19 protein-coding genes are annotated in these 14,318 nt (G+C 69.9%); 9 read left to right on the forward strand and 10 right to left on the reverse strand.

Features of this window, described 5'->3' with window-relative positions; translation table 11 throughout:
* Positions 1-330: DUF1996 domain-containing protein (locus AB0K18_RS49600; RefSeq protein WP_364929980.1), on the forward strand; the 330-nt coding region annotated here is incomplete at its 5' end.
* A gap of 28 nt (positions 331-358) precedes the next feature.
* Here AB0K18_RS49600 and AB0K18_RS49605 read toward each other — a convergent pair.
* Positions 359-2,410, reverse strand: coding sequence for a hypothetical protein (locus AB0K18_RS49605; protein WP_364929983.1), 2,052 nt, complete (start codon positions 2,408-2,410; stop codon positions 359-361).
* 447 nt (positions 2,411-2,857) lie between these two features.
* On the reverse strand, positions 2,858-3,526 hold the full coding sequence (locus AB0K18_RS49610; RefSeq protein WP_364929986.1) for a methyltransferase domain-containing protein: 669 nt from the start codon (positions 3,524-3,526) through the stop codon (positions 2,858-2,860).
* Between AB0K18_RS49610 and AB0K18_RS49615 the strand changes: the two genes are divergently transcribed.
* Complete coding sequence (locus tag AB0K18_RS49615) at positions 3,517-3,771, forward strand: hypothetical protein (RefSeq protein WP_364929989.1); 255 nt, start codon at positions 3,517-3,519, stop codon at positions 3,769-3,771. The two genes, AB0K18_RS49610 and AB0K18_RS49615, sit on opposite strands and share 10 nt — an antisense overlap.
* Positions 3,772-3,793: 22 nt before the next feature.
* On the opposite strand, the gene AB0K18_RS49620 is transcribed toward AB0K18_RS49615, so the two are convergent.
* From AB0K18_RS49620 to AB0K18_RS49635, 4 genes are all read right to left on the reverse strand, one after another.
* Positions 3,794-4,138, reverse strand: a complete 345-nt coding sequence (locus AB0K18_RS49620; protein ID WP_364929991.1) for a metalloregulator ArsR/SmtB family transcription factor — start codon at positions 4,136-4,138, stop codon at positions 3,794-3,796.
* A 7-nt stretch (positions 4,139-4,145) separates the two neighbouring features.
* Positions 4,146-5,174: a cation diffusion facilitator family transporter gene (locus tag AB0K18_RS49625; RefSeq protein ID WP_364929994.1), complete on the reverse strand. Its 1,029-nt coding sequence runs from the start codon at positions 5,172-5,174 to the stop codon at positions 4,146-4,148.
* Positions 5,175-6,541: 1,367 nt separating this feature from the next.
* The gene (locus tag AB0K18_RS49630; RefSeq protein WP_364929996.1) at positions 6,542-7,168 is read right to left on the reverse strand and encodes a hypothetical protein; all 627 of its coding nucleotides are present in this window, start codon (positions 7,166-7,168) and stop codon (positions 6,542-6,544) included.
* A 312-nt stretch (positions 7,169-7,480) separates the two neighbouring features.
* On the reverse strand, positions 7,481-8,176 hold the full coding sequence (locus AB0K18_RS49635) for a CBS domain-containing protein (protein ID WP_364929999.1): 696 nt from the start codon (positions 8,174-8,176) through the stop codon (positions 7,481-7,483).
* Between the two features lie 435 nt (positions 8,177-8,611).
* On the opposite strand from AB0K18_RS49635, the gene AB0K18_RS49640 reads away from it, so the two are divergent.
* The 3 genes from AB0K18_RS49640 (at position 8,612) to AB0K18_RS49650 (ending at position 10,147) form a co-directional block, all read left to right on the forward strand.
* Positions 8,612-9,025, forward strand: a complete 414-nt coding sequence (locus AB0K18_RS49640; protein WP_364930003.1) for an Hsp20/alpha crystallin family protein — start codon at positions 8,612-8,614, stop codon at positions 9,023-9,025.
* A 537-nt stretch (positions 9,026-9,562) separates the two neighbouring features.
* Entirely contained in the window at positions 9,563-9,754 is a 192-nt protein-coding gene (locus AB0K18_RS49645; RefSeq protein ID WP_364930006.1) for a hypothetical protein, read from the forward strand.
* Positions 9,755-9,985: 231 nt separating this feature from the next.
* The gene (locus tag AB0K18_RS49650; protein WP_364930009.1) at positions 9,986-10,147 is read left to right on the forward strand and encodes a hypothetical protein; all 162 of its coding nucleotides are present in this window, start codon (positions 9,986-9,988) and stop codon (positions 10,145-10,147) included.
* Positions 10,148-10,162: 15 nt separating this feature from the next.
* On the opposite strand, the gene AB0K18_RS49655 is transcribed toward AB0K18_RS49650, so the two are convergent.
* Positions 10,163-10,342 carry a hypothetical protein gene (locus tag AB0K18_RS49655; protein ID WP_364930012.1) on the reverse strand — a complete coding sequence of 60 codons (180 nt, stop codon included), beginning with the start codon at positions 10,340-10,342 and terminating at the stop codon, positions 10,163-10,165.
* A 149-nt stretch (positions 10,343-10,491) separates the two neighbouring features.
* Here AB0K18_RS49655 and AB0K18_RS49660 point away from each other — a divergent pair, with 149 nt between their 5' ends.
* On the forward strand, positions 10,492-10,860 hold the full coding sequence (locus AB0K18_RS49660) for a hypothetical protein (RefSeq protein ID WP_364930016.1): 369 nt from the start codon (positions 10,492-10,494) through the stop codon (positions 10,858-10,860).
* 106 nt (positions 10,861-10,966) lie between these two features.
* On the opposite strand, the gene AB0K18_RS49665 is transcribed toward AB0K18_RS49660, so the two are convergent.
* Positions 10,967-11,350 (reverse strand): hypothetical protein, encoded by a 384-nt coding sequence (locus tag AB0K18_RS49665; protein ID WP_364930018.1) that lies wholly within the window; start codon positions 11,348-11,350, stop codon positions 10,967-10,969.
* A 313-nt stretch (positions 11,351-11,663) separates the two neighbouring features.
* Between AB0K18_RS49665 and AB0K18_RS49670 the strand changes: the two genes are divergently transcribed.
* Positions 11,664-11,855, forward strand: coding sequence for a DUF1918 domain-containing protein (locus AB0K18_RS49670; protein WP_364930021.1), 192 nt, complete (start codon positions 11,664-11,666; stop codon positions 11,853-11,855).
* Complete coding sequence (locus tag AB0K18_RS49675) at positions 11,852-12,256, forward strand: wax ester/triacylglycerol synthase domain-containing protein (RefSeq protein WP_364930024.1); 405 nt, start codon at positions 11,852-11,854, stop codon at positions 12,254-12,256. Before AB0K18_RS49670 ends, AB0K18_RS49675 begins: the two co-directional genes overlap by 4 nt.
* Here the strand turns inward: AB0K18_RS49675 and AB0K18_RS49680 are convergent.
* Together AB0K18_RS49680 and AB0K18_RS49685 are read right to left on the reverse strand one after the other, a co-directional pair.
* Positions 12,249-12,650, reverse strand: a complete 402-nt coding sequence (locus AB0K18_RS49680; RefSeq protein ID WP_364930027.1) for a pyridoxamine 5'-phosphate oxidase family protein — start codon at positions 12,648-12,650, stop codon at positions 12,249-12,251. The genes AB0K18_RS49675 and AB0K18_RS49680 overlap by 8 nt on opposite strands.
* Positions 12,647-12,994 carry a hypothetical protein gene (locus AB0K18_RS49685; RefSeq protein ID WP_364930030.1) on the reverse strand — a complete coding sequence of 116 codons (348 nt, stop codon included), beginning with the start codon at positions 12,992-12,994 and terminating at the stop codon, positions 12,647-12,649. The genes AB0K18_RS49680 and AB0K18_RS49685 overlap by 4 nt, the downstream gene beginning before the upstream one ends.
* A gap of 149 nt (positions 12,995-13,143) precedes the next feature.
* On the opposite strand from AB0K18_RS49685, the gene AB0K18_RS49690 reads away from it, so the two are divergent.
* Positions 13,144-14,250 (forward strand): RNA-guided endonuclease TnpB family protein, encoded by a 1,107-nt coding sequence (locus tag AB0K18_RS49690; protein WP_364930033.1) that lies wholly within the window; start codon positions 13,144-13,146, stop codon positions 14,248-14,250.
* Positions 14,251-14,318: the final 68 nt, after the last annotated feature.

Genomic DNA, 14,318 nt, shown 5'->3' on the forward strand with positions numbered 1-14,318 from the left:
CTGGGGCTGCGGATCGTGGCGGGCAACGCCAGGGCGGCCGGGCCCGACAGCACGACCATCTCCCGGTGGTCGTGCCTGCACGCCGGGCACGTGGGGGCGTCCAAGGACTTCGTGAACTGCCCGCCGGGCACGATGCTGGAGTCGTACCTGGACTTCCCGCAGTGCTGGAACGGGCGGGATCTGGACTCCGCCGACCACAAGAGCCACATGGCCTACCCGGTGGCGGGGGCGTGTCCCAGCACGCACCCGGTGCCGGTGCCGAAGCTGCGGCAGGTCATCCGGTACCCCAGGCCGTACACCGGCACGGATCGACAGCGTGAAGGCGTTTGATTGGATCGGTTCGCCCGTCGTCTGGTCGTCATTTTGTGAGCCGCCGGTCAACGCGGGTGAGCAGGTCATCGATCGGCTCACAGGCGATGCAGCGCCACACGCGTACCGTGCCGTCGCCGTGGGCGGTGGCCAGCAGCTTTCCGTCGCGGGAGAACTCGATGCTCTCGACGGTGGCCGCGAAGCCTCCCACCGTGATGGGAGGGGCGACCGCGTCGGTGCGCCAGATCCGGGCCGTCCCGTCGTGTCCCGTTCCCGCCACCCATCGCCCGTCGGGGCTGAAGGCGACGGACCACACCATGTTCTGGTGGCCGCGCAGCACCAGAGGCGCCCCCTGGCCGGACGTGGGCCAAACCCTGACGGTGCCGTCGGTGCCCGCGCTGGCCAGGCGCAGCCCGTCCGGGCTGAACGCGACCGCCCACACGAGACCCTGGTGGCCGCGAAGGATCAACGGGGGCACGTCGCGGTGGGCGTCCCACATCCGTACGGTGCCGTCTTGCCCACCGGTCGCCACATGGCGACCGTCGGGGCTGAAGGCGACATAGCGGATCTGATTGGGATCCGCCCGCCGTACCAGCGGCTGGGCCGTGCCGGTGAGGTCCCAGATGCGTAGCGTGCCGTCATAGCCGGCACTGGCCAGCCACCGGCCGTTGGGGCTGAACACCGCGCGCCACACCACATCCTCGTGGCCACGTAGCACCACAGGCGTCGCGCCGCCATCGGTGTCCACAACCTGTATCGTGCCATCCCTGCCAGCGCTGGCCACGCGCCTCCCGTCATGGCTCACGGCCAGGCCCACCACCTCATCATCGTGCCGGTTCAGCACGCGGTGCGTGTCACCCGCCCAGTCCGAGCTCCGTACGGTGCCGTCCGCACCGCCGCTGAACACCCGTCGGCTGCCAGGGTCGAACGCCGCCACCCACACCTCCTTTTCATGGCCTCGCAGTACTGAGAAGAGACCCATCCCTCTCGGGTCCCAGACGCGTACTGTCCCGTCGTCGCCCGCGGACACGAGCCTGGTCCCGTCGTCGCTGAACGCCGCGCCCCACACGACCCGTTCGTGGCCGCGCAACACGAGCGGATCCCCGGTTCCCGTCGGGGCCCAAACGCGGATCGTGGAGTCGTCGCTCGTGGTGGCCAGCCAGCGCCCGTCATGACTGAAGGCCAGTCCCTCGACCGTACCCTCATGCCGGTGCAGCACTACGGGCGGCACGTTTCCGTTGGTCTGCCACACGCGTGCCGTGCCGTCGATGCTCACGCTGGCGAGCAGGCGTCCGTCCGGGCTGAACGCCACATTCTTGATCGCCGCCGCATGTCCTCGCAGAACTCGGGGCTCGCCACGTCCCTTCAGGTCCCACAGGCGTATGGTCGCGTCGTGACCGGCACTGGCCAGCACGCGCTCGTCCGGGCTGAACGCCACCGTCGTGCTCTCCCCCTCGTGTCCGCGGAGGATCTTCGGGGCGCCCTCGCCGTCCGCGTCCCAGACACGGACCGTGCTGTCGCTGCCGGCACTGGCCAGACGACGCCCGTCGGGACTGAACGCCACGTTCCATACGGCACCTTCGTGTCCGGTGAGAATGACGGGTGCGCCACCGCGGTCCAGGTCCCAGATGCGGATCGTTTCATCGGTTCCCGGGACTGCCAGACGCCGTCCGTCCGGGCTGAACTTCGGGCTCAACGCCTCTCCACGATGCCCGCGTAACACGACAGGCGGCCGGGCCGACAGGCCGCCGGAGACCCACGGCCACACGCGGACGAGGCCGTCGGCCGAGCTGGCGGCCAGGCGGGTACCGTCCGGGCTGAACGCCACCCCCATCGCTCGGCCCAGCCCGGGGACCGTCGTCAGGAGGTGATCTTCGACGATGCCCTGCCGCAGGACCGACTCGGCTTCGATCGTTGGCCACAGCCCGTACGCCTGTCGTGCGAGCCCTAGCCCGCGCCCAGGATTCAGCTCCAGCTCTGCGCGCGCCTCGGCCGCGAGCTGGCGAGAGAGCGCCACGTCCCGCTGCTCCCGGGCCTGACGGCCTTGCAGTACGGCGACTCCGCCCAGCGCGCCAACCACGACGGTCGTCGCGACGAGCATGGCCAGTGCCAGGCGCGTGCGCCGACGCCGACCGGCGGCCTTGGCCGCCTCGCGTCGCTTGCCTGCCTTGAGAAAATCGCGTTCGAGGTCATTGAGCGCTTCCCCGGGATGGTCGTGCCAATTCTGAAGGCGTGTCCCGCGATACAGGAACGCCTCGTCCCGGCCGTGGTGCTCCCATTCGGCGGCGGGGCTTCCAGATTCGCGATCACCTGCTCGGCGGGCAGCGCGAAGACGTCCATGCCCATGAGGAGCACCCGCGCCCGCGGTTCGTCGCCGGACCGGGAGATTTCGATCGTCTGCACCACGCCCGCGGGCCCGCAGAACACGTGGGCGATCACACCGAAGTCCGTCAACCGCCTTCTCGAACGGCGCCCCCAGCCGTATCGGGCCGGCAGTCCGCAGCGGATCCGGCTCGATGACCGATGGCGACGAAGCGCCTCCGAACTCTCAGGCCCTGGCAACCATTCCCGGCGCACCGGCGTTGTCCTGCTGGGGACGGGTGGCGCGGATGTAGTACATCAGGTGGGGGAGCCGGCCTTCGGCCTCTATCTGGAAGCCGGCGTCGGGGATCATGGTGCCGAGCAGGTGGCGGGGGTCGTGCTGCATGGCGGGGCCGCTGAGCAGGCCGACCAGGTGCCGGGTGAGGTGGCCGTCGGGCGGGCGGAACTCGGCGATGAGCAGCCGTCCGCCCGGGCGCAGTACGCGGAACATCTGCCGTAGTGCCTCGGGTCTGGCCTCGCTCGGTATGTGATGGATGGCCAGGCTGGAGACCACCAGGTCGAAGGAGCTGTCGGAGACCGGCGGGTGCGGCGCACACGACGGCTGATCCAGGAGGCGCTGGTGGCGCTGATCCTGGAGAAGGGCTACGACGCGGTGACCGTCACCGACATCATCGAGCGCGCCGACGTGGGCCGGTCCACGTTCTACGCCCACTTCACCGACAAGCAGGGCGTGTTGTTCAGCAACCTCGACCACCTCGCCTTCCTGCACCCCGCGCCGAGGAGCGAGGCGAGAGAGCTGTTCGCCTTCAGCCGCCCGATGTTCGAGCACGTCCGCGAGCAGGAACGGCTCGTGCGCGCGCTGATGGGCGGCGCAGCGGCGGGCTGGTGCATGCACGGGGCCAGCAACTGCTCAGGGCGCTGGTCAAGGAGGAAGTGCTCGCCGCGGGCGGCCAGGCGTCGGTCTCGCTCGATCTACTGGTGACCTGCGTGGTCGGCGCGTTCATGGGGCTGCTGCGCGCCTGGATCGACGGTGAGACCACCGCCTCGCCGGCCGAGCTGGACGCCGCCTTCCGCGCGGTGGTCCTGCCCGGCGTACGCACGGCACTGCGGCAGGACGGACCCCTTCAGAGTCATCGGTGAACGTCGCTGAATCTGAGATCGCTCAGTCATGGCGGGGGATGCCTGACACCTCGTGGTCGGCGTGGAAAAGGATCTCCTTGATGAGGGAACGGACGTGGGCATCGCGGGCCCGGTACACCACGTGACGGCCCTCCCTGCGCGTCTGCACCAGGCCGCCGGAACGGAGCTTCGCCAGGTGCTGGGAGACCGAGGGACGTGCCACGCCGAGGGCCGCGGCGAGGCTGCCGACGTCGTACTCACCGTGGGACAGCAACCACATCAGCCGCAGCCGCGTGCCGTCGCTGAGGAGGCGGAACGCGTGCACCGCCGCGCTGACCTGCTCGGCGGTGGGCTGCGCCGGCCGGGAGTCGTCGTCAGGTGCGTACATGACTCCATCATCGATGGGTGAGCAGGGGTGCGTGGTGATCGACCCCGTCGGGGCCGTCCGGGTCGGCGTGCACGGTCGCGGCCTTCAGTCTGGGCAGGGCGTGGATCAGGCGGTGTTCGGCCTCCACCGCTACGGCGTGCGCCTCGACCAGCGTCGACTCGTGGCCGGCCTGGATGTCGACCTCGGCGCGCAGGGCGTGGCCGATCCAGCGCAGCTGTACAGATCCCACGCGCCGGACGCCGGGCACGTCGGCGAGGATGTGCTCGGCCTGCTCGACCAGCTCGGGATCCACCGCGTCCATGAGGCGGTGGTAGATCTCGCGGGCGGCGTCGCGCAGCACGTACAGGATGGCGACGGTGATCAGCAGTCCGACGATCGGGTCGGCCAGGGGGAAGCCGAGCGCGGCGCCCCCCGCGCCGAGCAGTACGGCCAGGGAGGTGAAGCCGTCGGTACGGGCGTGCAGGCCGTCCGCGACGAGGGCGGCCGAGCCGATCTCGCGACCGACCTTGATCCGGTAGCGGGCGACGAGTTCGTTGCCCAGGAAGCCGACGAAGCCCGCGCCGGCCACCCAGGCGAGCGCTTCGACGTTCTGGGGGTGGATGAGGCGCTTGACCGCCTCGTAGCCCGCGAGCCCGGCCGAGGCGGCGATGAGCAGCACGATGACGATGCCCGCCAGGTCCTCGGCCCGGCCGTAACCGTAGGTGAAGCGGCGAGTGGCGGCCCGGCGGCCGATCCAGAACGCGATGCCCAGCGGGACGGCGGTCAGCGCGTCGGCGACGTTGTGCAAGGTGTCGCCCAGCAGTGCTACCGAGCCTGAGTAGGCGACGATGACCGCCTGGGCCAGGGCGGTGACCATGAGCGCGGCGAAGGAGACGGCCAGCACCCGCAGGCCGCGGGCGCTGGACTCCAGGGCCGCGTCGGTCTTGTCGGCGCTGTCGTGGCTGTGCGGGGCGAGCAGGTGCTTGATCCCGTCGAGCACCCGGCTGATCCCATGGTCGTGACCGCGGCCGTGCCCATGTCCGTGCTTATCCGACATGTCTGCCCTTCCCTGCCCGAATCGGACTGTGAGCGGAGCATATGTAGTCACGTACGCACGCGACAACGAATCACGTGCCACTCCTGCGCAGGAGCACATGCCAGGGATATGCAGGTCAGGATGGGTCTCACCGTCTTCCGCAGCTCAACGGCCACCCGACCCTGATCTGCGGTCCCTGCGGCGCCGTCGATGTGCGTCTCAAATCTCTCAGTGGATGGACCCGCACCCTTGTACCGAGCACCCGATGCCTATGCCCGCTCCAGGACAGGACAGGCCCACGGGCTCAAGGACCGGCTTGACCGGGCACGACCCCGGCGGTCGGGTATGCCGGCGCATTCCCCTGCGCCGCGCAGATCGGCCGGCCGTCGTGCGAGGTGCTGCTGCAAGACCGGCCGCAGGCCCTGAGAACGTGCGGCAAGGCAAAGTTTAGGGAGAGATCAACGTGTATCGCGCTATTTGGGATGTCTCGTTATGGCTGCCCTGTTGTGGTGGGTGATGGCTGAAGAGAAGAGGCCGGAAGAAACGGTGCAACAACGGGGGGACATCATGCGGAGCAGGCAGTATCTGGGGCTACTCGGGGTGAGGGCCCCGTCGGTCCCGTATCCGGAGCCGCGCACGCCCAGCGGGAGCGGCACGGACAGCAGCCGTAGTTCGCGTCGCCGGAGGCGTCGCCGCTGACATTGGTGACATGTCATGCCCTGGCGGCATGAGCTGCTGGAACCGTCTGCCTATGGCGGGTGCCGCCAGGGCTGACTCGACCCCGGGGGCAGGTCCGGGCCGGTAGTCGTACCGGCTCCTTCTCGCATCCGCAAACGCGGGTGCCGAGACAATGGCGGCGACCTTGCCCAGCCGGCGCAGGCTCGGCTTCGCCGTGCGTTCGAAGGTGTCGCGGTTCACGTTGGCCCAGTTGAACGCCATGGCGTGTACGACGTGCCATTCTTGATTGTCCAGCAGGGCTCAGCGCAGGTAGCAGGTCTTTGTTGGCGGTGACGACGCCGTTCTCGGTGACCAGGACGGAGACCTCGGTGGTGCCTTCGGCCAGGCGGACGGGCTTGCCCGGCGCCTGCAAGTAGTACTCCCAGTCGGTCAAAAAACGCGCTCCCGAAGACCATTCGGGTGTCGGCCTGCACACCGACGAAGTCGTCGCCCGCGGACAGCTCTAGGAACGGCTTTACCGTGTCGCAGTAGGTCGCCGGTCTGTTGCCCGCCGCCTGCTGCGGCCTGGAATCCGTCAGGGCGATGAGCCGGCCGGCGGCGACCTAAGGCCGTCCGGCACCTCGGGGCCCGCTTCGTCGAGAACGCCTTCCACAACCTCGACGTCGAGACCATGACGCCGCCTCCCACGGTCGCGCGGTCCGTGCGACCGGCTAGGGCCGGTGTGGGTGGTGCCACTGGTCATCGGCGCGTTCCCAGGCGAGGTCCCATGCGGCATAGCGGGCCCCGTACGTCCGCCGTCGCCAACCCGCCAGCGCGGCGAATGCCGCGAAAGCGGTGGCCGCGACGATCAGCGAGGCCACCGCCACTCCGCGCAGCTGAAAGGTCACGGGGTCGGTGGGTGGCAGGGCGGGTGCGCCGGAGCCGCCGACCCACACGGTGACCGTCGATCCCGCCTTCGCCAGAGCAGGCACGGGCACCTTGGCGGTGCGATCCTCACCGGCGGGCGTCATCCAGCGAGCCATCGCCAGCGGCCGCCCGGCGGGGATCTCGGTGAACGAGACCCGGGATGATGGAGCGTTTTCCAGCAGCGTGGCGGTGACCTGCCGGCTCGCCGCCGAACGGGCCTCCTCGTCGCGCCGCGCGTTCTCACAGACCGTCCCGCCCATCAGCACCGCCGGAAAGACACTGACCAGGATCAGCGCCAGAGCGAGCAGCACGAGAGCGGACTCCTGCTGGTCGCAGCGCCGTCGCAGGGGATTGCCGTCCGGCCGGTACAGGCGCAGCCGCAACATCATCGGATGGATGGACCTCATCATCAGCACCTCCTCGGCCTTCATCGTGCGGGTCGCCGGTGCGGGCAGGCAGGGCCGTACGGCTCGGTGAGGCGGGACCTTCGTCCTGGGTGAGAGAGCTTCGGTCGAAGGCGTGGCGGACCCGCGCCGGCTTGCGGCCGCAGTGCCCCAGGTGCGGACGCACGAGCACGACGGCCGTCACCGACTACCTGGGGGCGGGGAAGGGCGGCCCAGGTCCAGAAGCGCAGCTCGCGCTGCCCACGGAACAACCCGCAGTCGAGCAGGATCCGGCCTGAACCGGGCAGGTCGAGCGGAACCCTGTCACGATCCCGCCCAGCCGCGATGCCGGCCTCCGCCTCAGACGCCCCAGACCCTGTCGTCGCGCTTCCAGTTGAGCTTGTCGATGACGCCGACCACGCCGTCCACCCGTCCGGCCATCCGGGCGGCGATCCGCGCGTCGCTGCGACGGTCCATCCAGCCGGAGAGCGTGACGACGCCGTGATCGGCCTCCACCCTGATGCCGAGGGTCTCGACCCACAGCGCGCGTTCCAGCACGTCCTCTCGGATGGTGCGGACGATGTCGGCGTCGGAGCGGACGAAGATTCTCAGCAGGTCACGGCGGCTGACGATGCCGCGCAGGATGCCGCCGTCGCCGGTGACGACGAGGCGCTTGACGCCGTGCTCGTCCATCGTGCGGGCGGCCCGTACGACGGAGGCGGTGGCGGCGATGGTGACGGCCGGAGCGGTCATCAGCTCGGCCGCGGTCTCTCCGGCGGCCTTGTCCCTCATGCCGGCGCCCTCCGGGGACAGGCGGTGGCGCAGCCGGGCGCGCAGCGGCGGCTTGTAGCCCTCCTGGTAGTAGAGCTCCTGGAACTCCTCCTTGCACAGCAGGTCGGCCTCGGAGACGACGCCGAGGACATGTCCCGCGTCGTCGATCACCGGGACGGCGCTGACGCCGTGCTCGATGAGCGTCTCGGCGATGTCCTTGAACGGGGTGGCATGGTGGACCGAGACGACCTCGCGGGTCATGACCTCGTTGACGGTGACGTGCATGATGTGCCTCCTTCGGTTCGTGCCTTCATTGCGGCGCGGCTCTGCGGCGGAGCTCCTGCGCTGGTCCGGCCAGGGGTCTGGCGACGGCGCTGAGCCGGGCGTACGGGGGCCGCGGGCTCCCGTACGCCCGTCCCGGGCGCGGGCTCACCCCTTGTTCCTGGCGATGAGCGATGTGACGATCACCATCACGGCGATGATCACCGCGACGAGGACGATCGCGAGCGGCCATTCCATGGCGGCCTCCCTTCCACCGGTTCCGACACCTCCAGCGCAGGTCATCGAGATCGCCGCCGCCAGAGAAGAAGGTCCCACGATGGGTCCGCGCAAAGGCGGCGATGGTCCCGGCGGCATCAGGGCTTTCTCCTCTGGAGACGCGGCCCCGCCGGGTGTGCCCTGGAGATGCGGGACCCGGGGGTCCCACGGAAGGAGGCTGCGATGAACCTGCCCGAGCGGAAAGACATCAGGTTCCCGTTCCCGGAGCTGCTGGAGTGGGTTGAGAGCCCGATGTTCGGGTTCCGTCCGTTCGGCCAGATCGTCCGGGTTGAGGACTACGTCGCCGACGGCCGGTACGTGCTGCGCGCCGAGCTGCCGGGGATCGACCCCGACAAGGACATCGAGGTCACCGTGGACGGCGGCATGCTGCACATCAGGGCCGAGAAGACCCGCAAGTCCGCTGAGCCGCACCGCTCCGAGTTCGCCTACGGGTCGCTCTCGCGGACGGTGGCCCTGCCCGCCACGGCCGAGACCGATGACGTCAAGGCCGTCTACAAGGGCGGCGTCCTGGAGGTCAGCGTGGGGCTGGCCGAGGAGAAGAAGGCGGAGGGCCGGCGGATCACCGTCGAGCACTGACCTTCTGTCCGTCCGATATCGGGTGCGGGCAGGTCGGGCTGCCCGCACCCGCCGTACAAGGATCGGAGCGGTGGTCATGACCGGGATGTCGTGGCAGCGGTGGGGCGCCGCCGGCGGGCTGTTCGCCGCCGGAGCCGCGGCCATGGTTGTCGAACGTGGGGGCGGCAGCCCCGCCACCGGCTTCTTCGCCGCCCACGGCCAGGACCAGCTCGTCAGAGCATGTTCTTCACGGTGGGAGCCGCGGGCCTGCTCTGCTCCGTCGCCGCCTTGCGCGTGCGTCTCGGCCGGGCGGAGGGCGGCTCGCAGGCATTGTCGACGCTGGCGTTCGGGGCGGGGATCGCTCAGGTGGTCGTCAGCCTGATCGCGCAGGGTTCCGGATCGGCCTGGCGACCGCACCGCCCGCGCAGGTCACCGGCGGTCTCGTCGCGCTGGCGAACGCCACGTTCGGGCTGGCCAACGTGCCCCTGGCGGTGATGCTCGCGGTGGTGGCCGCGGTCTCGCTGCGCCATCGGGCCTTCCCCCGCTGGCTTCGGCTGAGTGGCGGTGGTGGCGGCTCTGGCGTACGCGCTGTTGTTGTCCGGCACGGTGAGCGGTTGCGGGCCGTTGGTGCCCGGGGGAGGGCTGAGCGTCCTCCTTTACCCGCTGCCGGTGGTCTGGATGGTGCCCGCCTGCGTGGCGATGTGGCGCGAGCACACCGGCCACACCGGCCACACCGGCGTGCGGCGGTAAGGCCCTCACAGGGAGAGAGGAAGCCTCCGTCGCGGCCGACCGGCTGCTGCTGCACCGCTTCATCGAGCAGGTCGCCGGCGCGCCGGTCATCCTCATGGGCAACTCCATGGGCGGCATGGATCTCGCTGCTGGAGGCCGCCGCGCACCCGGAAAGATCGTCGTCAGCCGGGTCGTGACATGAAGTCGTCGCACGAACCTTGATCCGATCCTGTGGCGGCCGAGGCGCTGAAGGTGCGGCTCGACGATCTGCACCGGGCGAAGATCCGGCTTGCTGACGAGGTGCTCGTGGTCGGCGACTACATCGGAGACAGCACCCGAGCCGAGATCGCCTACGCCCGGTCGCTGGGCAAGCCCGTGCGGTTCACCCACCCCGAAGTCGACCTCGACGTCTGATCATTCCCCTGCATGTCATGACGGGCTCATCCGGCCAGCCGATTCGGTGCGCTGGAGGTGTTCCATGCTGCGGACGAGGGCGAGGTTCGCCGCCGTCAGCGTACGGACCTGCTCTTCCAGGGCCGTCACCCGCTTCTTCAGTGCCAGCAACTCCGTGTCCACGGGTACTTCCATGATCATGCGTCTGCCGGTCATGATGGCTCGCCTCCCCTGACGGTGATGCCCCCATGGTGGTCCGGCTCGCCTCCTGCGGACACCGGCGAACGGCCTCGCTGCCCGGGACCAACGGCCCTGCTCGCGGCCCTCGCCCCGGCGGACGCTCAGGGGTGAAAGGAGGTGGCACGATGAGACTGACCTGGAAGGACGCCCTCGCCACAGTGGTAGCGGGGGTGAACGTCACCATCTACGTCGCCTTCACCCAAGGGGCGGACCTGCCGGTGATCGGCGACGTCCGTGGCGCCGCCGGGGCCATCCTGTTGCTGGGGCTCGTGGGCGGTTGCGCGTTGGGCGCGGTGCCGGGGGAGTACAAGGGCCTGTACGTGGGCGTCATGAGCACGGCGGGCGGCGTCGCGCTGCTCGCGGGCCTGTTCGCGCTCGTCTTGGCAAGTGAGGTGGCTCTCGCGGTGCTGTTCTTCTGCACCATCGCGCTGTGGCTCGTCGCTACGCTGCGCCACGCGTTCGTCTCCGGTGACAAGACGGAGGTGCTCAAGTGAGGCAGGCGCCGAGGGCCCTCCCACGCGGGCCCTCGGAACCCCGTAGGTGCGGGACGAAGCAGTCGCTCGCGGTTACCGTGGTGGCGGAGATCTCGAAGATCATCGTTCATCCGGACATCACGGGGTAGTCGATGTAGCCGGTCTCGCCGCCCGTGTACATCAGTTTGCCGTCCCTGACCGGGTTGACGGGGGCGCCGGTGCGGAGGCGTTCGACGAGGTCGGGGTTGGCCAGGAAGGGGCGGCCGAGAGAGATCAGGTCGGCGCTGGCGGTCAGGAGGCGTTCGGCGGCTTGCCGGCCGCCGTCGGTGGGGATCTGGTCCATGGGCAGCACCGGGTTGGCGATCAGGGTGCCGGGCCAGGCCCTACGGATGTGCTGGAAGAGGGACTGGTCGAGGTCGGCGAAGACGATGTGCAGGTACGCCAGGCCGTGGCCGGCCAGGGCATCGATGAGCGGCGGGTACGTGGTGTCGGTGTCGGTGATGCCGTTCACGGGGTTGCCGGGGGGCGAATGCGACGAGGACGTCTCACACCCGATCAGCCACCCCGACGCCGAGACGTTTGGACCGCCATGACCGACGGCGGCCCCCTTCGCAGGCTCGCCCTGTCCCGGGGTGAGGACTTCATGGCCGATCTGCGCGTACGGTTCCTCGCCCAGGCCCGATCGAGCATCGCCCCACGGCCCGCTGGATTCTGGCTTGCTCCCCCTGAGGGGACGAACGTCCCGTCCGGTCGGCGACTTCCGGCCCTTCCCTGTGTGATCCGGCCGCCGGAGGCTGGAGGCGACACCGTCGAAGGAGCTCATCATGAAGGCGACCGTGGGAGACCGGCTGATCGTGGAAGGCATGTACGGCCCGAGCACCCGCCGGACGGGCCTGGTCGTGGGCGTGGAGCATGCCGACGGCTCGCCGCCCTACCGGGTGTGCTGGCTGGACGACGGGCGCGAGTCCCTCGTCTTCCCAGGGCCGGACGCACGCATCGTCCCGAGTCATCGGTGATCGACCGCGCTGGCCCCTCAGAGCCACCATGCCGGCGACGGGAGCCGCCCCGCTTCGACCTGCGGCGGCACGTCCGCGAGATGGCCTGCCCCGCGCCCGGCGACGCGCGGGCGCTTCTGGACACCGCCGCCGTGCTGACCGGCCCCTTGCCGCCGTCGCGGTGGGCGGCGCTCCCCGTCACCGGCGATCCCGCCCACCGCGTGAGGCGCATCTCCGCACTGCTCGCCGCGCGCAAGAAGCACGCCGCGACCGCGTCGGCGGCGGAGCTGTTCGGCCCGATGCTCTGGCTGCTCGCCGCGCCGGCACGGTCGTCATCACCATCCTGGCCGACCCCGACGGCGTCCCAGACCTGGACGATCTCGCCGCCTTGCCTGCGGGACGAGCTGTCCGGCCTCAGGTGAGCCGCCGCCCGCTGGCCTCCACGGCCGTGATGACGATGAAGTGGTCGCGGCCAGGCGTCCAAGGGGCCAGCGGCAGCCGTTCCAGCCGGGCGATCTCCTCCGGGTCGTCGGCGACGCGGGCGTACCCGACGACGGTGACCGACCAGCCGCTGCGCGCGTCGCTGTCGAAGTCGTCCACCTCGAACGCCACGACCGACCGGCGGGTGGCGGCCGCCAGCTTGGAGCCGGCAGCCGTCCTGATCACGATGTCCTGCCCGTCCAGGCAGAAGTTGACCGGCTGCACGGCCGGCAGGGCACGGTCAGTGAACACGATGCGCCCGATCGGACGGGACGGCAGCAGGCCCAGGCACTCCTCGTGCGTGAGCACCTGCAGTCCGGCCGAGTCGAGTTTCATATCTCCAGGTTGCCCGCCCAGCCGCCTGCAGGGTTAGGGACCAAAGCCCTGCACCGTCCGCCGAACGCCTTCAGGCGGAAGGACGGTGACGGGGGCTCACCCACGGGATGGACGGGTGCATGGTCCGGTGGTCGAAGGTGATGGCGTACGGCACGCGCGTCACGCGGCCGCTTGCGCAGCCGGCGCCGGTAGCCGGGTTCGACGGCGGCGAGCCTGCCTGCCTTGAACAGGGCGTCGGGGTCGGCGTCCGTCTCGGCGGCAGTCGCCGGAAGCAGTGCCCCCGCGACGGCCCATCCTGTCCGCCGCAGGAACGCGCGTCGATCGGGGAGGTGGGGGTCGGTCATCAGATACCTCCGTGGAAACCCCCGCCTTCAGGCGGGGAAGGAATCGGACCCCTGCGGAGCAGGACAGGGGCAGCCGATTCGCTGTCAGGCGAACCGGCGTATCGAACACAGGCGCGGCCTCTAGCTGATCGTTCGGTAGCGTTTGAGGCGTGGCGCAGGTCGTGAAGCGGGCCTACAAGTACCGCTTCTATCCGACCCCCGAGCAGGCCGGCGAGTTTGCCCGGACGTTCGGCTGCGTCCGCCTCGTCTACAACAAGGCACTCGAGGAGCGCACCCGCGCCTACCGGCTGGAAGGCCGCCGTGTCTCCTATGTGGAGTCCTCCGCGCGGCTGACGGAGTGGAAGCGCAGCGGCGAGTACGGCTTCCTGTCGGAGGTGTCGTCGGTCCCTCTTCAGCAGGCGTTGCGGCATCTTCAGGCGGCGTTCGCGAACTTCTTCGCCAAGCGCGCCAACTACCCGGCGTTCAAGTCCCGGAAGAGGTCCCGGGCGTCGGCGGAGTACACCCACTCGGCGTTCCGCTGGCGGGACGGGGAGTTGACGCCGGCCAAGATGGACACGCCGCCGGCCATCGTGTGGTCGCGTCCGCTGCCGGAGGGGGCGCAGCCGTCCACGGTCACCGTGTCGAAGGACGCGGCCGGGCGCTGGTTCGTGTCCCTCCTGGTCGAGGAGAAGATCAGCCCGCTCCCGCCCGCCGGGCAGAGCGTCGGTGTAGACGCCGGCATCACCGCGCTGGCGACGCTCTCGACCGGCGAGAAGATCGTCAACCCGCGTCACGAGCGCGCCGATCGGCGCAGGCTGGCCAAGGCTCAGCGGGCCCTGGCCCGTAAGGAGAAGGGGTCGAACAACCGGGCCAAGGCCAGAGCCAGGGTCGCCAGGGTGTACGCGCGGATCGCCGACCGCAGAAGAGATCACCTGCACAAGGTCACGACACGGCTTGTTCGCGATAATCAAGTGATCGCCGTGGAAGACCTGACCGTCCGCACCATGGTCAAGAATCGCAGTCTGGCCCGCGCCGTCTCCGACGCCTCGTGGCGCCAGATGCGCGGCATGCTGGAGTACAAGGCGCGATGGTACGGGCGAACCGTGGTGACGGTCGACCGCTGGTTTCCCTCCTCCAAGCTGTGCTCGCAGTGCGGGGCCCTGCAAAAGAAGATGCCGCTGAACGTCCGGGAGTGGATGTGTGCCTGCGGCGCGGTCCATGACCGGGATGTGAACGCGGCCAGGAACGTGCTCGCCGCCGGGCCGGCGGAGAGGTGAAACGCCTGTGGAGCTGGTGTAAGACCTCAACGAGAGTTCCTTTCTCGGGCGGGCGACCGGCGGTGAAG

It is taken from the genome of Nonomuraea sp. NPDC049421 (genome assembly GCF_040677005.1).
GTDB classification, from domain to species: Bacteria; Actinomycetota; Actinomycetes; order Streptosporangiales; family Streptosporangiaceae; genus Nonomuraea; species Nonomuraea salmonea.